General features: G+C 59.2%; 20 protein-coding genes. 7 read left to right on the top strand and 13 right to left on the bottom strand.

All coding sequences use genetic code 11. From position 1 onward, the window contains the following. Positions 1-209 precede the first annotated feature (209 nt). The 5 genes from NKH54_RS24180 to NKH54_RS24160 all read right to left on the bottom strand — a co-directional run bounded on the left by NKH54_RS24180 (position 210) and on the right by NKH54_RS24160 (position 4,016). Positions 210-1,109, bottom strand: a complete 900-nt coding sequence (locus NKH54_RS24180; protein ID WP_353029131.1) for a restriction endonuclease — start codon at positions 1,107-1,109, stop codon at positions 210-212. 3 nt (positions 1,110-1,112) lie between these two features. Further along, entirely contained in the window at positions 1,113-1,964 is an 852-nt protein-coding gene (locus NKH54_RS24175) for a hypothetical protein (RefSeq protein ID WP_353029130.1), read from the bottom strand. After that, a complete protein-coding gene (locus NKH54_RS24170; protein ID WP_353029129.1) occupies positions 1,961-2,878 on the bottom strand; it encodes a hypothetical protein in 918 nt (305 codons plus the stop codon). Before NKH54_RS24170 ends, NKH54_RS24175 begins: the two co-directional genes overlap by 4 nt. A 218-nt stretch (positions 2,879-3,096) precedes the next feature. Next, complete coding sequence (locus NKH54_RS24165; RefSeq protein ID WP_353029127.1) at positions 3,097-3,444, bottom strand: hypothetical protein; 348 nt, start codon at positions 3,442-3,444, stop codon at positions 3,097-3,099. After that, the gene (locus NKH54_RS24160) at positions 3,444-4,016 is read right to left on the bottom strand and encodes a hypothetical protein (RefSeq protein ID WP_353029126.1); all 573 of its coding nucleotides are present in this window, start codon (positions 4,014-4,016) and stop codon (positions 3,444-3,446) included. Before NKH54_RS24160 ends, NKH54_RS24165 begins: the two co-directional genes overlap by 1 nt. A 185-nt stretch (positions 4,017-4,201) precedes the next feature. Here NKH54_RS24160 and NKH54_RS24155 point away from each other — a divergent pair, with 185 nt between their 5' ends. Further along, positions 4,202-4,657: a hypothetical protein gene (locus NKH54_RS24155; protein WP_352687395.1), complete on the top strand. Its 456-nt coding sequence runs from the start codon at positions 4,202-4,204 to the stop codon at positions 4,655-4,657. Positions 4,658-4,705: 48 nt separating this feature from the next. Here NKH54_RS24155 and NKH54_RS24150 read toward each other — a convergent pair whose 3' ends face one another. Beyond that, a complete protein-coding gene (locus tag NKH54_RS24150; RefSeq protein ID WP_353029125.1) occupies positions 4,706-7,450 on the bottom strand; it encodes an ATP-binding protein in 2,745 nt (914 codons plus the stop codon). A gap of 558 nt (positions 7,451-8,008) precedes the next feature. Between NKH54_RS24150 and NKH54_RS24145 the strand changes: the two genes are divergently transcribed. Further along, entirely contained in the window at positions 8,009-9,244 is a 1,236-nt protein-coding gene (locus NKH54_RS24145; protein ID WP_353029124.1) for a hypothetical protein, read from the top strand. Positions 9,245-9,258: 14 nt separating this feature from the next. Next, the gene (locus tag NKH54_RS24140; protein ID WP_353029123.1) at positions 9,259-11,076 is read left to right on the top strand and encodes a PDDEXK-like family protein; all 1,818 of its coding nucleotides are present in this window, start codon (positions 9,259-9,261) and stop codon (positions 11,074-11,076) included. A 204-nt stretch (positions 11,077-11,280) separates the two neighbouring features. Here the strand turns inward: NKH54_RS24140 and NKH54_RS24135 are convergent, their stop codons facing one another. Genes NKH54_RS24135 through NKH54_RS24115 form a run of 5 tightly spaced genes read right to left on the bottom strand, consistent with a single transcriptional unit; the run spans position 11,281 to position 14,565 of the window. Further along, a complete protein-coding gene (locus NKH54_RS24135; protein WP_353029122.1) occupies positions 11,281-12,177 on the bottom strand; it encodes an SDH family Clp fold serine proteinase in 897 nt (298 codons plus the stop codon). Further along, a complete protein-coding gene (locus NKH54_RS24130; protein ID WP_353029121.1) occupies positions 12,174-12,509 on the bottom strand; it encodes a ubiquitination-like system serine protease family protein in 336 nt (111 codons plus the stop codon). The genes NKH54_RS24135 and NKH54_RS24130 overlap by 4 nt, the downstream gene beginning before the upstream one ends. Continuing rightward, a complete protein-coding gene (locus NKH54_RS24125; protein WP_353029120.1) occupies positions 12,506-13,891 on the bottom strand; it encodes a ThiF family adenylyltransferase in 1,386 nt (461 codons plus the stop codon). The genes NKH54_RS24130 and NKH54_RS24125 overlap by 4 nt, the downstream gene beginning before the upstream one ends. Then, positions 13,888-14,277: an E2/UBC family protein gene (locus NKH54_RS24120; RefSeq protein ID WP_353029119.1), complete on the bottom strand. Its 390-nt coding sequence runs from the start codon at positions 14,275-14,277 to the stop codon at positions 13,888-13,890. The genes NKH54_RS24125 and NKH54_RS24120 overlap by 4 nt, the downstream gene beginning before the upstream one ends. Positions 14,278-14,289: 12 nt before the next feature. Beyond that, positions 14,290-14,565, bottom strand: coding sequence for a multiubiquitin domain-containing protein (locus tag NKH54_RS24115; RefSeq protein ID WP_224616311.1), 276 nt, complete (start codon positions 14,563-14,565; stop codon positions 14,290-14,292). A gap of 42 nt (positions 14,566-14,607) precedes the next feature. On the opposite strand from NKH54_RS24115, the gene NKH54_RS24110 reads away from it, so the two are divergent. From NKH54_RS24110 to NKH54_RS24100, 3 genes are read left to right on the top strand one after another with little or no spacing between them, the layout of a single operon-like run. Next, on the top strand, positions 14,608-14,853 hold the full coding sequence (locus NKH54_RS24110; protein WP_353029118.1) for a DUF6290 family protein: 246 nt from the start codon (positions 14,608-14,610) through the stop codon (positions 14,851-14,853). Between the two features lie 33 nt (positions 14,854-14,886). Beyond that, the gene (locus NKH54_RS24105) at positions 14,887-15,096 is read left to right on the top strand and encodes a hypothetical protein (protein ID WP_353029117.1); all 210 of its coding nucleotides are present in this window, start codon (positions 14,887-14,889) and stop codon (positions 15,094-15,096) included. Further along, on the top strand, positions 15,096-15,671 hold the full coding sequence (locus NKH54_RS24100) for a Fic/DOC family protein (RefSeq protein ID WP_353029116.1): 576 nt from the start codon (positions 15,096-15,098) through the stop codon (positions 15,669-15,671). Before NKH54_RS24105 ends, NKH54_RS24100 begins: the two co-directional genes overlap by 1 nt. Positions 15,672-15,842: 171 nt before the next feature. On the opposite strand, the gene NKH54_RS24095 is transcribed toward NKH54_RS24100, so the two are convergent. Beyond that, positions 15,843-16,529, bottom strand: a complete 687-nt coding sequence (locus NKH54_RS24095) for an XRE family transcriptional regulator (RefSeq protein ID WP_353029115.1) — start codon at positions 16,527-16,529, stop codon at positions 15,843-15,845. Between the two features lie 94 nt (positions 16,530-16,623). Next, positions 16,624-17,748 carry an RHE_PE00001 family protein gene (locus NKH54_RS24090; RefSeq protein WP_353029114.1) on the bottom strand — a complete coding sequence of 375 codons (1,125 nt, stop codon included), beginning with the start codon at positions 17,746-17,748 and terminating at the stop codon, positions 16,624-16,626. 294 nt (positions 17,749-18,042) lie between these two features. On the opposite strand from NKH54_RS24090, the gene NKH54_RS24085 reads away from it, so the two are divergent. Further along, entirely contained in the window at positions 18,043-18,975 is a 933-nt protein-coding gene (locus NKH54_RS24085; protein ID WP_352811252.1) for a recombinase family protein, read from the top strand. The last annotated feature ends 11 nt before the right edge of the window (positions 18,976-18,986 follow it).

The following is an 18,986-nucleotide window of genomic DNA, read 5'->3' as shown; positions in this document are numbered from 1 at the left end:
CGGTCTCCTTCGAACATACTCATGGGAAGATGCTTATGGATGGATTTGTCCGAAGATTCACCACCATGTCGGAGGAGCCTCCCAAGCGTCGAACAATAGGATCTACACTGAGACCAATCATCTTCAGACCCAAAGCTGGATGGCCGCATTCAACCCGCCGCTGAATGAATAACACGGTTAGAAGGGAGATCCTTGCGCATGACCAATAATCAGTACAGGTCGCGGACGCGTACGAATGGGCCGCCAGTTTCAACGGCACGGCGTACCTTTCTGGAGATAACGTCAGCGAAGGACAACTGACGGGACAGGGTTTCATGAAGATCGAACCCATCCATGCAGATAATCGAAGTCGGCGCTTTGCCGAAAGCTGTGAGTCCATCGGGAGTGAAACCGGTATTGCTGATGAACAAGCCACGTGCCCATTTTGCCTTCCTACCTACCTTGCCGGAAAACCGATCTAAATCGGCTACACCGGAATATTCATTCTGCCATTTGGCTTCGAGCAGATAGGTCTCGCCTTCGAGCGCGAAACTGCCATCGATCTGTTCTCCGGTATTTCGGAAGGAGCCGCGCGGGGCAAGGTCATAGACAGCAAACAGCTCATGCAGAAATTTCTCGAAGGCGTAGCCACGTGGCTGCGGTGCAAGTTTGCTAACCTCGATCAGTTGCTGAGAGAGCGAAGTTATCAGCGTCGTTGTTGGCTTGCCGGAGGTTTTTTCGACTGGTGGTGGATCGCGCCGGGGCAACATGTCGAGAAAAGATGCCTCGGTGAGTTCGGGTATGCTGAACGAAACACCGCGCAGCAGACTATTAAGTTGCTCGATCTCTTCTCGCTTTAGCGGTTCGCCTCGTCCTCTCCGCCATGTCATTGACTGGAGTACGATCGCATTGATGAGAGGGCAAAATCGGTTCCGCCGCTGTTCCAGCGTTGCGCTGAGAAGCTGGACAAGGGATGGTAGCTTGCTCCCTTGCTGCCAGAAGTCTCCAACGCCGGCCTCGTTCGCGGCCAGTGGAAAGGCCGTGCGAGAATTTCCGCTCCCGGGCAAGAAGTCATAAAGGAGATCAGCAATTGCGCTGATAGCGGTCGCCTCTTTCATGCTGAGTGACATAGGCTACTTCCTCTCAGCATTTTTCGACGCCTGGTCCGGATGACTGGCAGGTGTCTGGATTTCGATGTCGCAAACTACGCAACAGAAAAATCCGGTCGTGGTGGCGGTTTGGCTGGTTTGGGCATCTATCGATCCGTCGGCGTTCCTTGTCAGTGACCGACTGTGATCGTCCGACCGAAACCGCATGTATCGGCTAATGTTGGCCAGGCCGACAAACAATGGCCGAAACCCAAAACCATGCCCCTGTTCGGTGTAGTAACGCGATACTCCTTCGTCCAAGGCCAATTCGAGCGCCGCGCCCGCGTCAACCAGATGGGCATATGTCGGGTTGCTGCGAAGGCTGTTCAGTACCCCTATTCCAGCATCCGCCACAACAAATTCGAAGCGGCCGGGAGAGGCGCTATAGACAACATAGCCGGAATCGATAAGCCCGCTATGGTCGATGACGTTTGCATAAAACTCGCCAATCGCCGCCGTCAGCTTACCGCCATAGTCGTCAGAAAAACCGGCCGATATCGCTGCCCGTTTGGCGCGTAGCACGAAGTCGGTCCATGCGAGTTCATCTCGCCAAAGTTTGTCGACCGAAATAAATCCCTGGTATCCTGATCTTGGCTCGAACCAAGCATCCTTTTCTCGCATGTTGCGCATAAGTTCGCGGTAGTTATCCGCCGTTAGCCAAAGGGATCCGCCCTCTCGGTTTAAAATGTTTGGCTGCGTATGCTGCAACTCCAAAAGCGGCCCCATGCCATCGGCATTGGTCGTCGGCAGGTCAGCCTCCGTGATCGTGCCGCTCTGCACTCCGAGGCAAATGTCATCTACAAGAGCGAAGGTCAGAGTCTCGATTTTCCACCTCACGCAGCTTTTGCAAAAGGCGCATCGCAGCCGTAGTAGGTGGCTCGCAAAAAGGCGATCTGCTCTTCAACATTGTGGCTCAGAAGCTTGTCGACAGTCTCACCTACAACGGTTCGCGCCGAGGGCCACCGAAGCGCACTGTTGTCCAATCGTTCGGCGCGCTGGCGCTTCAAGGTCTTCATGAAAGCATTGGTCTCAATGTAGATGACGCGGCGGTAGAATTGCCGCAGGAACGGAATAACCTGAGGATCGCCGCGAACCACGATGTCCAGTTCCCGGCCGGAGGCCTTTGCTAGATCAGCGAGCCTATCCAAGTGAAACTGCGTTCTAAGCTTCTGACCTGAGCCGGTGATAAATTCGTAGGCGAGCGTCTCGATCTCGGAACGCTCGGCAATGAACTTCGACCAGCGCTCAAAGTCCCGATAGGTCCGGCCGTTGGGATGGAGTGCGCAGGCCATCCCTTCACGCTGGAATTCTTCGAATGTGATGGCGATACGCTTTATCGCGTGAAGATCATCTGTTCGTGGATTGTCGAGCAGAAGACTGAAGTTCGGGGTCGTTACAAGCGCGATTCCAAGTTCCTTCATCGCCCTTATGATGGCGATGCGTTGCTCGCCAAGGGTCCACCAGGGCTCAATCCGATGATCGTGATTGACGCCGGTTAGAACAAGGTCAGCGGTGGAGTCTATGTTGTATGTCCGACACAAGGCTTCGCGAGATTCGAAGTGAAGCTTCCCATGTTTGAAATCGATGAGATCGGGCAAGCGCAAGGCGAACACTTTGCCAGCGAGCGCCGTCACTCGACTGCTTCCATGGTAGATGAGCGGCACGATATCCGCGCTCAATTGAGCAGAACAAACGGCTGTGCGTGGAATGTCCTCAAGTCCAAAGCCGCCAACCTCTCGCATCTGCTGCACAAAGAGCTGCGCCTTATGCCGACAGACGCGTGTGCAGTGATCCGAGTCCCCGCAGCAGAGTTGCAAACAATCGATAAGCGAAGCACGGACCGAAAGGCCCCCGCATTCGGAGAAATGAGGGCATCCAGGGCAACCCAAGGCCATGGTATTTCTGTAGGGATCATCCGTTAGCGATCGGCCAATCACTTCAGAGCTTCGCGTATCTGGACGATGGAGGTTCAGCACAGAGATACTTCTGCTTTCTTCGAGAGCTTATGTACCCGGCCAACGATACCGTTCGCCGCGCCCCCCGATTTCTCAATTGCAGAAATTACATCGCCAGCCGGATTATCGAACGAGCCGACGACGCTATTGCCTCGGCGCAAACTCACCCGTCCGCCCTTTGTCTCAACAATAAGCACTTCGCCGTTGGCAACATTTACCCCGGCGCTGATCGAAGCAATCGTGCGGCGGGGCTGGTTTACGGGATTGACCGTGAACAAGCCCGGCGTAGCAAGCTCTGCCCGCTTCGTATCGACGTGCTTACGTATCGTCTTTTTTGTTCTGTTTAGAAACTCCACTCCCATCAAATCACCTCCTCAAATAACGGCCGATAGTATTTCGAACGACCCTGCGCGAACTCACGAATCACGCCGCGAGCCGCAAGACTGGCAAGCCGATTGTTCCACGCCGTCGTGCTCTTGGTTTGCTCAGCTTCTCCAAATTTTTCCATGAGATGGTTGGCATCGACTCCATTATATTCGTTCACCAAGTCGAATGTCATCTGTTGCTTCGGATCAAGGCTGCCAATCAACTCCGCTCCCGAGACGCGTTCGTCGCGGTCCAGGCGGCAGCTCATAATCGCATCACCTTTAGTATTAGCGATAATCAGCAATTCGTCCAAAATATCGTCATTAATATTCGCAACAACGGGATAATACTTGGATGAAAGGGTTCGCATGTACGCTTTCAGAGCGAACACCGATTCTCGAAGATAGCTGGCGGTAGCCACATCGATATTTGTAAAGTCGAGGAATAGCGGCGTCGGCGCAGCCGGCTCGCGATCAATGGTCTTCACAAAGGCCGCAAAAGCAGCTTTGCCATTGATGGAGCCAGATAGCACGGGGCCGCTCCCAATGATTGCCATATCCATTTTCATAGTCGTCACCTTCCTCACGTGTCTGGCGTGAGATTTAGTTCGCTGGGCCGTATTGTCAAGGATTTTCTGGACTATCGGCTCGCTATCATCTCGACTTAGCTGACCGATCCCTGCTTCGGCTGGTAGCGTGATTGGGAATGCGCTAACTGCGAGGCCCGCAGTGGCGTAACACGAAAGGGAGGTTTGTGAGCGTCGACTTAACCCCGCAAGAAGCGATGAAGCGGCTGGAACAGCATTTCGGTTCCCGTGAGGGGATGCTTGTTCACCAACTCACAGCATTATCCGTGTCTGGACAACCGACGGACGTCACCTTCTTCAAGCGCAAACCGATCCTGAATGTCCGTGTCAGCACAAAGCTCGGCGCAGGCCGGATTTACGGATTGGAAGGGCGCCTGCCTCAATTGCTGAGGCGCATTGAATTCTCCAATGGTGCTACCGCCAGCCTTGCCGAGATCTGGACGATACACCCGATGCCAATGGAAGGCTTTTCTCAAGCCGACCTTGATGCCGTTGATCTTGCCCAGGCGGAAGAACCCCACGGGCCAGCTGGCGAGACCTTGAGAAAGATGATCCGCGATACCTATCATTGCAAAAGCCGGTCCGAGGTGGACTACTTGCTGCGCCGCTATATAGCCTCTTGAAGGCAGTGGCGCTTAATTAGAAGCCGCTGGCCGACACACAAAGTCAGACTATCGCTGGTCAAGCTTCGCTGGCATCCGCCACTGCGGCGGCGGCGGATTTATTTTCAATTCGGCAATGAGCTCGCGCTGGCGTCGCAACACTTGCTGGCCGCGGCCATCCATCCCGCTTTCATAGGGCAAAAGACGGGCCATCTCTGCGTCTGCGTCGTCGAAGGCGCCGCAATAGGCAAGAACCACGGCATACTGACTGCGAACTGGAATGACCCGGCCAGCCATCTTCAATTCCAGGATCGAAGGTAGCAGGTTTCGCTCCATCATATCTCTTGCGCCAATATAGTCGTTTCGCGAGATAAACTCCTCGACGAGCTCTTGCGCGACCCTGACGAACGAATCCAGGGCATTGGCCATTGAGTAGAATTTCAGCGCGTGAACCAGCGAAAGGCCGGAATGAGTTCCCGTTGACCTGATGGCCTTGCCCTGCAGATCGAGACAGTCGGCCAGATGCTTAAGGTCATCGGTATGGGATTGATCGCCTTTGAGAAGCGGAAAGATCTTATCCGGATTCTTGCCCATCACATCGCCAAGCGTGAGGCCCAGCAAATCGTAGTATTCAGTAATCAGGTCGAGTGTGGTTGCAACACACTCGTTCGTCATTCCCAATTCGAACAATGCGTGGGCGTAATTATAACGCGCCACGCGCAGGTGTTCTGGCGTCTTCGGCAGCAGGCCGGACAATTCCTTCATCGTCGCCTTGACAGTCGCGACATCCCCAGCCCGGGCGGCAAAAAGCATGCGCTTCATGCCGACCGCAAGGCGCTCCGTCAGTCCGAGACGATTTCGCCGAACCAGTTCGTCCATCTGTTTGAGCTTGCGCCTCATGTCCTGGTCATCGCCTTGCTTGAAGCCGGCAAAGACCAACCCGTCCAAGGCCCAGAACCTGTCCTCGGCGGACATATCTTCAGAGGCAGCGACCTCGGTCAGATACTGGGAAATCTCGTCGATGTAGCCCATTTCATGAAAGAGCTCGTCACCAGCCATCTCAACAAGCGGCTTGATGTTGCCGAGGGCTACAAACATGCGCAGCAGGAGGAACACACGCTGACGGTCGTGGTCTATGGGCAACGTCGCCATCAAAACGTCGCGCAAAGCACTCTGCGCGCTTTTGACGGTTTCAGCGCCGCAGCTGTCGAGATGGGCTCGACCTAAAGGCCTCATAGCGTCATGAACCTTGAACCGATCGACGCCAAATACCTGGATAGCACCAGTCAGACGAAGTCGCCTGAATGCCGCGGCAGCGGCGGGGCTCTCGATCGCGAAAGCGGTTTTCAGCACCGAACTTGCTTCAATCTGATTTAGGGGAACGTCGCTGAGGCTGAGCGCGGCTACGGCCTGTCGCTCTTGCTCGGTATAGGTATCGAAGATTTCGGCCAGGATCAGTTCCTGGGCGGTCTCGACAATATGCGTGCGTTCTTCCACAGCGGCGCAAAGCCGGGCAACATCTTTCTCGTAATTTCCGGCCGCGATCTTCAGCGCATTCTGCGTGTAAAGTGGCAGTCCACCGGTGAGCTTCAGAAGCCGAGCGTAAGCCGAATAGTCGCCTTTGCAGCCCAGTGACGATCCCTCGGCGGCCGCGGTTTCGTTTGTCCACCCAAATAGCGGCTCGGCCTTCACGTCTAACGTCGCTTCAATGCGGGCTACCGCAGCGTTCGGCTGTGCCAGTAGGACAAAATGAAGATGCTTCGATGCCCCGATCAACGACGACAGGTCAGCCGCAGGCACTCGATGGGCATTGTCCAGTACAATTGTCGCCGTACGATTTTCTTCTGCCAGTTGGCGCCCAAGCGCAAAGAGAATTTCTATACCACCGGCGCCCGGCAACAGGATCTCGCCAAGCTTGCCGCTGCTTTTGCCGAAAAGACGTGCCGCAAGCTCGCGCGCCACTGCGCTCGCCAAAGCCGGACCGGAGATGTCGGCCACGTCATAATAGGCGAGATGGTCACTGGTATGCAGCGCTGTCTGGGAGACCCAGGACGTCTTTCCGGCCCCTGAAAAGCCAGTGATAAGGCGCACCCGCTCAGCGCTTATCAGCGCAGGCTCCTTGTCCTGCGGTCGGTAATTGAGCGGTGGAGCAGGGAAATCCTGCAGCTGTATTACCAGTTGCTCGAACAGCCTCGGCAAATCTTGCACGACGAAAGTGTGGTTGGCATTGGGCGCGACACCCGCCGAGGCCGCCATGATCCGTCCCGCAAGCTTCCAGACGAGGGTTTCGGGCGCCAGGATCAAAAACGGCAGTGTGCTGGCCGTATCGCTGCAAGCGACGAAGGCGTCTGAAAGGTTGGGCCAGGGCGCTGGGAGTGCTTGGTCGAGCGCAGCCGACTTTCCAGGCCAAATGAATGCAACATCTGAAGGCCAATCATTGCCCTCAATCATTTTTGCCAGCTCCGGCCCTGGCGCGCTGTTCGATATGATAGCGAATTCGGCGTCGCCGCTTCTGCGGCCTTCGACATGCTCCATCCGGATAGCTTTGAACCGCGAAAGGGCCCCGTCGATGTCACTCAACACCAAGCCTGAAGATCGCGTCTTGATCTGCGCATAGATGCGCTTGGCGGAAAAGACGAGTTCGACGTCCTCATCGTTTTCGACCACAACATGGGTTACGCCAGCCTGTGCGGCCCGAAAGAGACAGGCAACGGCGTAGAGATGCTGGTAGAGGAAGCCGCGGTGAACATATTCGATACGCGCAAGCTGGCGACTATCCAGACTAAAGTTCCCGATATCGGCCGATATTGACATGTCTTGCGGACCCCTGACTATGGAAGGTGCATCAAGCAGACGGCGGGCGATCCTGCAAGTTCATGTTTGAAGTGTTCTGTTGGCTCATATTTCCTTCACCAGACACCCTCAACTCTTCGGGCATGTGGAATAATTGAGTGGTCGGGAGAGTAGGATTCGCCGAAAATATTCAGGTCGTGCTTGGCATCTGCGCAACGGCCGCTTTTGGAGGCTGACCACTGCATGCCTGACGACCGAGATGCGGCGCGCATCCGTCGAGCCACTGAGGCAACAAGGGGATTCGGGCGGAGCTGCTTACAATAACTCGAGGAAGGCCTGCCTAGGATTGACAATGTGACGATACTGAAACAGGTGTAAGCTGGTATTTGCCCGTTGTAGCATCCGTCCCCGAAAGACTGGCGTCTCCGCGAATTGCCAGGGCGTCGTTACGGTCATAATTAGGCCGTGCCGGCGGGTCCGGACCGGCGCTTTAGAGGTTTACCGGCGCCATCCGCAGGGGGCGGGTTGGTGTTGGCGACAAGGGGCCGGGAGCCTCGTCCGCCCCGTCGAGGTCAGTTTTTGCCCGGCTCCAGTCCGCTGTCTCGTGCCATCGAGGTCGAGGTCGATCGCGCCAGCTGGCGCCTCCAGCCCGCCGCCTTCCGCCACCCATTCCCGCGAGCCCTCGCCCGCCAGGCGGGACCGTTCTCGGTCCACCTGTTGCTAATGTTGCAGCGCCTGGGTGAGTTGACAACACCGGTGCTCTCGCCTCAGTCCGGCGTAGCGCGGCTCTGGCCGCTGCTGCGCTACCTGCATGCCGTCGCCGACACGCCCGGTTTCCGTTTCCGCGACAAGTGGCGCGACACCGACCCTCATCAGAAGGCCATCGCCAGCGACGATCTCGGCGTGGGTCTGGGCATGGCCGTCCTCTACAAGGCGTTCGACTATGTCGCTTGCGTTGACGGCCGGGCGTTTCTCCACCTGCTGACCCAACACGGGCTCGTGGCCCGCCAGGACGGGATGCCACCGAAGGTCGGAACGATGAAGATGGCGGACTATGCCGCCGTCGACGCGGCGGGCAAGTTTCACCTGATCGAGTGCAAAGGCACGCAGCATTCGAGCACTGCACTCGGCACGGCTATGGCCGACGGGCGAGCGCAGAAGCTGTCGCTGGTCTGCAGCTCTCGCGGCGCCGAGCAGCGACTCATAGGCCAAAGGTTGGTGGTAGGCACCCAACTGACACTAGAGAACGCGGTCAAGCCGACGCGGGTGCTGGTGCAGGATCCAGCACCGGACCGCGAGGCGCCCGTGGTGCTCGCGCCGCGGCTGCCCCTGGCTGCTCTGGTGGAACCAGCCATTCGGCTCGACATCGCGCGGGCTCTGGGCGCCGCCGGGGCGGAGCGGACGGCCGTCGCAATCGCCCAGAGCGACCGCCCTTTCGATGCACCCGCCCTTGAAGGCCCCCAACAGCGCCAGCGTGCCCAAGCGGCCTTCGCCGAAGACGAGGACGGGCTAGAGACTTTTTTCGACCACGACGACGGCTGGGTCGGCGAGCGGGTGACCGTCCCGCTGCTCGAGCCGCTGGCGCTTGACGGCACGGTCTATCGCTATGCCCGGCTGGTCAAGGCGGTGAGCAAGGAACTGCTGGCCGAGATCCGCGAGGCCGGCGCCGCGACAACACTGTTCCAGCAGCAATATCCGCGGACCGCCGGTCGCCTGGGCGGGGGAAGGACCATCGTCGACGGCAGCCGGGCTGTGATCCTGCGGCCCGGAATATCGCTGTCCGAAATCGCTCTGTTGCAGCGCCGCTCGGAATAGCCGATGACGCCGCGATGAGCCCAACCACGCTGACCGGACAGAAAGCCCGCGACCTGATCGAGAGCCAGCTTGACCAGCACGCCGGCGGGATCCTCAAGGCTTTGGCGCCGTTCGAGCCGATCGCGGCCGTCGACGCGTGGCTCAAGACCCTCCGCGCCGTCGAGGAGCTGATCAACCTGCCGGGCGAGCTGGACGACGACGTGCTCAAACGGGCGCTGCTGACCCTCAGCCTCAGTGCCGGAACGATCTCGCCCCGCCGGCGGAAATTCGTCCTGCACCATCTCGGTTATCTCCATGGCACCGACTTCGCCCAGCGCCAGACCACGCTGCTTCCGCAGCTATCGGCGATGCAGCGCAGTTTTGCGATGCACGGGATGCTGCCGGCCGCGATCGGCCTTTCGACAGTCGCAAATGCCATCGGCTACCTGCAATCCCGGCGGCGTCATCTGGTGAGCCTGCTTTATCTTATGCCGGCAACCTGCAAGGGGACGGCCCCCATAACCGTACTGGACGCCCTGACCCGGATGTTACCGCAGGCCGAGGTGAGCGGGACCACAGTGACAGGCCTGCTGCAGCAGCGGGCAGTCAGCGAACTCCACGACGACTTCGCGGTTTCTCTTCACCCGCACGGGTTCACCGCGTCGCATAGCTACGACACGTTGGACGGCATGTTCCTCGAGGCCGAGAGGGTGCCTATCATCGAAATCGCTTCCGCCGCCCAACCCAACGAGCTTGAGCCCCTGCGGCCGGATCGCGTGTTCAGCGCCTCGGAGTTGCGCAACAACATCGCGCTGACCGAGGCGGCGTTCTCAGAGTTCGCCCTGGACAAGACGGCGTTCGCCGGCCTGGCAGCATTGGTCCGTGAGCTCTCGTACCTGGTTGAAGACGATTTCTGGGTGACACTTTCGCCCGCCGAGCTCAACACGCTTGCCGACAGGCACGGTGTCTCGATCCTGCATCGCCAGTCGCTCACGGCCTCGGGCACGACATTCGTTTCGGCCCTGAACAGCTATGCAGCTTTCGTTCCCGTCGGCAGCGAGCTCCGGGGCAACGTCACGCTGCTAAGCCGCTTCCTCTACAACTTCAAGAACGTCTGCCTGTACGGCAAGCGCCGTTTCCAGATTCGCTCAGGCTTTATTTTCGAGCAACGCATCAAGGACGAGCTCACCCAGCAGGGCTTCACGGTGCAGCCGATCAAACGGATCGACCGCAAAGAGTTCGATGTCATCGCAACCCGCGATGGCGTCATTTTCAACGTCCAGTGCAAGAATAACCTGGTCGATTCGTCGTGGATCGATCTCGACCCCGTACGTTTTATACGGACTAACCGGACGCTGGAGCGCTACTACGAAAGGGCAATCGCCAAGGAGCGCTCGCGAGAGCAACTCCTCAGGGACCATCTAGGCCTAGACCGGGTCGAACCATTCGTGATCACCCGGTTCCCGATCGTGACGACGAACCCCCGCATCCTTCCACTTGCTCGCATTCAAGAGTTCAGCGTCACCGCCGAGACCGTAATGGAATACGAGCCTGCCGATGGATACCCCCACACGTTGGAGGATCATCGGCTCGGACATTGCCGTAGGACTGCCCTGAAGAATGACCAACCACCCACCTCTAAGACCCGTTTTGCAGTGGGTCGACTAGATCATTTTGAATGGCAGCTTCTAGGTAGTGCCTGCGACAATTCAGGCGGCCGGAAAGCGGCGCAAAGCGGTCATGCCTGGCTCCATCAGCAATTGTTCGAGAACGGAGATGCTTTCAAGGAGATGGTGCATCCAGAAAGGGCTCAATTCAAAAACCTGCCGGTCTGGCAGTCGCGGCTCAAATAAGTCTAGCATTCTTGAACCGCCCCTAGCCGGTGGGTTCTTGAAACTGCATTTTGATTGCCCCGCCACTGGAATCTAAAGGCCTCAAGAATTCCGGTTGCAGGGAGCGTTATCCTGAAACAGCGGATAGACTGACATCGCAAGCGATGAGCCATACAACCGTGGTGCCGCAGGCTCACTGGCCAGCGCATCAGTGGCTTTGCGACCCTAAAGCAGCAGCGACACATAATTCGATTCGAAAATCCGTTGCTCGCTCTCGATGGCCAGACGCAAATGGCAGTAAAGTGCCCAATATTTGCGCCAGACCACATCGGTTGCTGGCATGTATTCGATCGTCAAACCGATCTCGGTAGCGGCTTCCCAGCCGATCATCTGAGCATGCGACTGATATTTGGCGACGTCCATCAATTCGGTCGTGATTTTCGAGAAATTCTTGCCCCGCCGTTTGAGCAGATTCTCGGCGAAGGACCGCGCCCGGTCCCTGACCGACTGGAACTTGCGCACGATCGTGGGGTCGAATTTTTCGAAGGTGATCCGATCCGTAAGATCGCTAGGTGCTTCGCGAAGCGCCTTTTTTGCCGTGTCATAGGCGTTCAGATAGGTCAAAACGGAATAAACCACGTCGGAGCCGTTGCCGTCCTTGGATGAGACCTGAGGATCGATCGGTCCGAGTTCCGACGAGTCGCTCATGACGATCGTGTTGGCGCCGAGCGCCATCAATGTTCCGGCGCTCTTGGCAAAATCCGGCACGATCACCCTTAGTTGCCCTTCCTCGCCGGCCGCGCTCCTGACCAGCGTGATTAGCTTTTCGGCTGCATCAATGTCGCCGCCGGGCGTATGCAGCAGGAGATCGATGGGGTCGCCTGGATTGATGTTGTGAAGCATGTCGACGAAGCCAAGCGTATCGATGCGGTCGACAGCCGCCTTGTTCCCGGCCACGTAGCAGATCAATTTGGGCTGATCCCTTTCGATATCGCGGATGAGCGTTTGCCGTTGATAGCGCGCCGCATTCATCGCCGTGTACATGGGTGTCTTTTCAATCGCGCGCGGCGGCTGCGGCGTAATTGGTTGCGGCTCTTCGGCTGCCTCTCTGCTATCGGTCATCGGTCGCTATCCTTGGCCCAGGCAATCCTGCCGTTACGAATGAAGTAATGACACCGTCGTTGACTTCCCTTGAAATCCACACTTGGAGAAATGGTTAGTCGAACGACTTGGTTCAACGTCCAGTGGGGCCGCCGACTTGGATCGGCGTTGAGCATGATCCGATGTCCAGTCCGACAAGGGCAATCGAAGACTATCCACTTCATTCGATTGATGTCGCCAATGAGCGCGACACCGTTGCGCGGCAACCGCTCCGGCACCTCGTCGGCCGACTCGACCGCGCCGACCACGCGCCAGCGCCAGATCGGAAGCCATTGCCACCAGGAAATCCTCATGCCGTGCCCCACAACTGGCCGAGGAACGGCTCCTCATCACCCGCCCCCCACTTGCCTTGGGCCACATGGCAATAGTGGCCTTGGCGCGGTAGGGACTCATTGGTCGAGATCTCGCGCTCGTGAAGCCTCAGCAGCGTCTCGGTCGGCCGCTCAGGCGGACCGTAGCCGATCAGGCGATCGAGCAGTTCGTTGACTGCGGCGGCAGCGACTGCGGTCGTGAAGGCAACGACCGCTGGTTCGACCTGACCCAAGGCCGGCGCGTAGCCCTCGTCTGCCAATCGCTGCCGTTCCTCGGGCGTACGCATCTCGGCGGCCGCACGTGCCATATCGACCCGACTGCGGCAGACGAGACAGGCCGCGCCGGCCGTTAGCGTCGTTATCCGGCCGTCAACACCGGTCAACACCCCTGTACGATCGCTGCTGAGCAGAACGCCGACGTCAATCACCGGGGTCAACAGGAAGGTCGACAGTCGCGACAAGACGAGCCGGCCTGCGTTGTCGTCGGTACAGCCGAAGACGAGATCGCTTGCCCGAAGGGCCTGGGCAACATGCTTGACCGTCACCATGCCCTGGATCGTTGAACAGCGAAGTTCGGGAGCGATCCGCATCAGATGCGCCGCCAGCACATCCACCTTCGGCTGGCCGACGTCGCGCGGTGTCGAGCCATACACGCGCGTGACGTTGCTCGCCGACAAGGTATCGTTGTCGATCAGCAGGAGATGTCTCACGCCAAGCCGAACAAGCTGTTCAGCGACGGCCGACCCGGTGCCGCCGGCACCGACAATGGCAACCCGCATATCGCCGAGCACACCTTGAATATCGGGGCCAAAAGCGCGCACATTGCGATCGAAGATCGCGTCTGGCGTCGCGACTTGGCTCGCGAAACTCGGCAGAAGGCGCCAGCGATCGCCGACCATCCACACGCGATCAATCGGCGCCGTCTCGCCGTCTTCAGGCGTGACCTCGCCGCTGAAGACAAAGCTCTCGCCGCGCGGTGACGCAATCAGAGTCGCGTACACGCCAGAGCCGCTGCGCAGTTGAAATAGATCACCGATTTCACGGTCGACCTGTCGGTCGTGGGGGCTCGGCAGCGGGACGCCCTGGTGCCCTGGATGAGTGTGAAACCAGATCGGGACCGCACCGTCTTTTTCGGCAGTGCCGAGTGCGCCGACATAGCCTTCGGAGCGGATCAGCATGTGGTGCGAACTCTGCTCGCAATAGGCCGCCTGCGGCACCCAGTGCAGCGATCGCCCAAGAAGACGAACCTCGGCGCCGGTGTCGACACGCCGCGCAAGAAGGACAGCAGCGCATTCAAGCGGGTTGCGCGAGGCTGTCGCGATCTCATCGGCGAGCGAGCCCGGAAGGACCAAGGTGGTGATCATGCAGCGCGCGCCCTCCCGGCAGCGTCAAGTTCCTTCCTAACGAGCGTCAGGTAGCTTTCGAGCGAGTCGATGCCGGAACGCCACTGTCCGGCCTGAAAGTGGCGCGACCAACGCTGCCACGTACGGCCGAGATAGGCCTCCTGCGACTGGGTCGCCTCGATCACCTGCCCATCCGTGCGGTGCACCGCAGGCTCAAACCACCACATGTCCGGCGCAACATCCGGGTACCCGGGCGACAGCCGCAGCAGGAGATCGGCTGCGACGGCCGTGAATCCCGACGGCAGCGGGAAGGATGGGATTATGATAGCGATCATGGCGCCATCGAGCGAAACGCTATGGCCCGGCGCCCGCGCCTGCAGATAGTCCTGGTCGACCGCTGGCAGCATCGTCGCCTTCCCTCATCCACGGCCAGGATTGATCTGCGCCGGCGCCGTGAAAAAGCGCAGACCATTGCGCATCTCGACCTTCGCGTCAGCCTCGATCTTTACGTCGGATCCGCCCGGCACAACTTCGAAGAGATCGCGATCCGGCCCAATGTTGGGCTCAGGCAACTGCCGCAACTGCGCTCCCGTCAGAACCGCCTCGGAGACCTTGTAGTTCATGCGATCTATCTTGATCTCGAACATCTTGGGACGGTCAGGGCGCCCGTGCTCGTCATTCTGAATTTCGCTCATCGTCACCTCCGTGATTTGATACCGTGATACCACGATACCACGGTGATTGACAAGAGGCTTGTTTTGGTGCAAAACAGCGCCATGAAACAAGCTAAAGCGATGACTGTTCGCCTCTCCGAAGAGCAGGCTCAGGCCCTGGAGATGGTCGCCAGCGTTGAAAATCGGCCCGTGTCCGATATTATTCGGGCAGCGATAACCACTCATATTGAGACCCGCAGACGTGACCCAAGCTTTCAGGCCGGGCTCAAGGACCGCATTTCACAGGCGCGTAAGCTGCTCGACCGCTAGTTGGTCGGTGTCGCCTTCGATGACAGGGGAAGCATGAAAAAATCCACCAAAGGTCTGACGCCTAGCGCGCCCAGCCATATCCTCGGACAGCGCACATTCGCGGCGATCACAGCCGTCGAAGGCATCAACTTGAGCGCGGCCAGCCGTAAGCGTCTCGCGGATCTGAAGAAGCGCAAGCTTTCGCCTGACGATCAGCGGGCCGAGATCATCCGCGCTTATCAGGACGCCAAGTCACGCGGGTGATGTCGGTTGGTTACGAAGCCTTCGACGATCCCTATGCTTATAAGGGCACGACGACCCTAAAGAACAAGCTTGGCTTGCGCGATCCCGCATTGCTCGAGGCGTTCGAGCTGGAAATGACGACGCTGCGGGCTGGCGAGCCGCTACCGCGCGGGCGCTATGACCCGAGCCACTATCGCCGTGTGCATTACCACCTGTTCCAGGATGTCTACAGCTGGGCTGGCAAGTACCGCACGGTGCGAACTGCAAAGGCTGGCAATCCGTTCTGCTTTCCAGAGTATATCGACGGCGAGATGAAGCAGCTTTTCAACGGGCTTCCGTCGGTGATCGGAGCGGAGACCGCTGAGGCTTTCGTGACCGAGGCGGCCCATTTCCTGGGCGAACTAAATGCGATCCATCCCTTCCGAGAAGGCAATGGCCGTTCGCAACTGTCATTCATGGCGATGCTCGGCGAGCGCGCGGGATATCCCATGGATTTTAGTCGCGTCAGAAGAGAAACATTTTTGCCGGCGATGGTCGCAAGCTACGCGGGCGACCGCGCCCGATTGGTCCTGGAGCTTCGTCATCTGCTCCTTTGACATTTTTGGTGTTCGCCATTCGAGTCCGTCTCAAGCCCGAGCGTCTCGCGCGTACCCCAACGGAGCGGGATCGGTGCTCCAGTAGATCCGACCGAATGTCCGACCCCGCGATATGGTCTCGATTTCGAGGTTTGCACGCGCGAAATAGGGTGGAGGTGGAACGCCGGGCATTCAGTCGAAGTCGCCCCTGGCCATGCCTTCCGCCGCGGCTAGCACCGAGGCGTCATCGCCTTGCTCAAGGGCTCGAAGGCCCGTCCGGCCATTGAGGGCACCATGGCGCGACACCAGAAACCGATAGACCGCCCAGGCACTATTGCCGAGCGTCTCGTGGAGCGCCGGCAATGCGCCGAAGGGACGACCGTTCTTGTCGAGTTGCCAGACAGGAAAGCGGAAGCCGCGCTTGGCTCCATCGATGCCGAGCACCTGTCCGCTTTGCCGCCTGGCGTTGACTGTCACCCGCGAGGTGCCAAGCAACTTGGCGAAGGCTTCAGCGCTCAGCATCTCCTCGCCGGCGACAATTTCGGCAACACGCTTGCGGCCACGCGCGCGCGCTCCGGCAAGAGCCGCCTCGAGTTCGGTATCCGGCATGCCCGTGTCCTCGACGGGAAAAGTATCGTCTGAAGCGATCGGTTGTTCCTCGACCGGCGTGATCGTCTGCGCACCAGCCGTTGGATCAACCTCTACCCGGAACGAGACCGGATTGCCGATCTTGCGGCTGCGTGCGATCGCTTCCTGATAGCGTTCGAGCAACACCTTCTTGAAATCGGCCTGTGCCGGCAGCTTTGTGGTGAAGCTCAGAGCGGCGACTGCCGAATGGGATCCGGTCCCGCTATGATTGCTGCGTTTTCGAGCGGCCATGGTGACACCCCTGGTGCTGTCACCAGTATGGTTACGGATCGCAAGTTGGTCAAGTTCGATAATTTCGTAACGTTCGTAGCGAATGGCTGCGGACCTAAACAATTCCCCATGCCCGAAACCTTCCCCTCCCCGTCATCTCGCGCAGGCCGAGCTCACCGATCAGGTTGAGCGCCCCCTGTTTTGTCACCTTTAGCCGCTCCTGGATCATGCCCGCCGAGACCAGCGGCCGCGACAGTACCAGCTCGACCAGGTCGGGCAGTTTCGAGCTGGCGCGCCGTTGTTTGAGCCGCCGCTCCATCTGGCTTTTGGCCAGCACCAGCCGATCGTGTTCCTTCAGGCCAGCCACTGCTGCGTCGTGGATTCCATCGAGCAAGGCGAGCAGCCGATCGGAGCGATTGCGCGCCCGCCTCCGCTCACGCGGAATGTTTTTCGCGCCGAGATGCAGGCAAGCGAGATGGTTGGCGGCAAGACCCTCGTGGCGCAGCAGTGCGGCAACAAGCAGCGGCCCGAGCCAGGCGGCATGCTGCAGCACCTCGATGTCGGACCAGGCCTCAAGCAGGATTGCGGCGCGCAGCACCGACGGCCACTCCCGCGTGTCGGCGAGCACGGCCTGCCATTCGGCCAGCCGTTCTTCTTCATTCCAGTCGAGATCGTAGATCAGGCCGTTTTGCGGCTCCGGCCGGTCACGTCGTGACGCTTCCTCCTTTCGACCAGGCACGTCGCCGCCGCTGAGAAGCTTTGACGAGCGCGCCAGGACGGCATCGATCTCGGCAAATTCTTCGGCCAGCCGGTCGGCCTCAGCATCGCGATCGTCGGCTTCAAAGGAGCTGGCTCCAGCCCCCTCCCCGTCCCGGCTTTTTTGGCCCGCCGCCGGCTTGGCGCCGCCGCGACCGGTCAGCGCCAGAAAACCGTCGCGGCTGAGCGCCCAGCCCGGCTTCTGTGCATAAATCCGCCGACGGGTTCGCAGCACCGCGTGCGCCCGGGTGAGTTCGTGGGTCGGGGTGCGGATGTCCATGTGGGCGTCGTGCAGCACGAGATCCTCGACGTGGACCAACTCGCCCTCGAGCCAGAGCGCGGAAGCCGCGTCGGCAAAATGCTGGCGCTCGACAAAGCCGTCGCGGACCGGCGAACGGGCGACCCGCTCGTCGAGGCGGACCAAAACCTCGGTCGCGCGGGCAACCGGCCCGATCAGGGTTTCCAGGGGCAGTTTGTCGAGCATGTAAGCCATTGTTTTCATGATGGCTGATTCGCATTGGTCAAGCTAGTGAGGGTCTCACTGGACTTACGTCGTGTTTCTTCCGGGACAAAAATCACTATCGATAATGACCTCATATCGGGACTGTACAGCATCACGCCCTGGGGCGGTCAGGAGGCTAGAAAACGTTGATTTTCAGCCTCATCGAAGCCGTAGGAGCTACGCAAAGGGCCACTAGAGACGTTTACAAACGATCGTTTGCTGATATCTTCGGTGTTTGTACAAACGCCCCTTTTCTATGCTGAGATGACGACGCGAATGGCCCGTGAGGCGCAAGATCGACGCTCCGGACGACCAAGAGGTCGGCAAGTCGGCTACGCGCGCGTGTCGACGGACGAACAAGCGACGGAAGCGCAGGAGATTGAGCTGCGATCGGCCGGTTGCGACGTCGTCGTTCAGGAACATGGATCCGGTGCGTCGAGAGCTCGCCCGGCCCTACTGCGGTTGATGAGCGACATCGGCGCCGGCGACGTCCTGGTCGTCGTGCGTCTAGATCGCCTTGCGCGCTCGGTCAGCCATCTTCTTCAGGTGATCGAGGATCTGGCTGAGAAGGGCGCGCATTTCCGATCTCTGCGAGATCCAATCGACACGTCGACGCCACAGGGCATGTTTTCGCTACAGGTACTCGGCGCCGTTGCCCAACTCGAGCGTGCGCTGATTTCGGAGCGAACCAAGGCCGGCATCATCGCTGCACGATCCAAGGGGCGACTGCCAGGCAATCCTGGTATCCGGGAGCGCAGGCCCGAAGCCCTGGCGAAGATGACAGCAGTGCAAAAGGCAGCCTATGGCCGACGGCTACAATCAACGATGAACCAGTGGCTTCCGACGGTCCGCCGGATGCGACCAGACCATAACTGGGACGATATCGCTCGGGTCCTGAAGCAGCGCGGCCTCGAGTGGACGCCTGAACGACTGCGGCGGGCAGTGAGATGGCTCGTCACCGAGCACCTGGCCGAATCCACACTGCTAAAGCGGGCGTCTCCTCTGCCTCCCGAAGATCGCCTGATGACTCTTGTGGCAGGGATTTCGCAGTCTAACCCAGACCTGTCGCTCCGCGACATCGCTGGCCAGCTCGAGCGTCTGCATGAGCGAACCCCACGAGGAAGCGCAAAATGGTCTGCCTCCTCAGTCAAGAACCTGCTCGATCGAGCCCGCCGGCTTGGACTCGTCGCCGAACTATCCGCGAGCTGACCGTCATCCCG

Source organism: Mesorhizobium sp. M1004, from assembly GCF_040318795.1.
GTDB lineage: Bacteria > Pseudomonadota > Alphaproteobacteria > Rhizobiales > Rhizobiaceae > Mesorhizobium.
The sequence above is the reverse complement of the archived record's forward strand: the minus strand, read 5'-3'. Positions and strand labels throughout refer to the sequence as shown.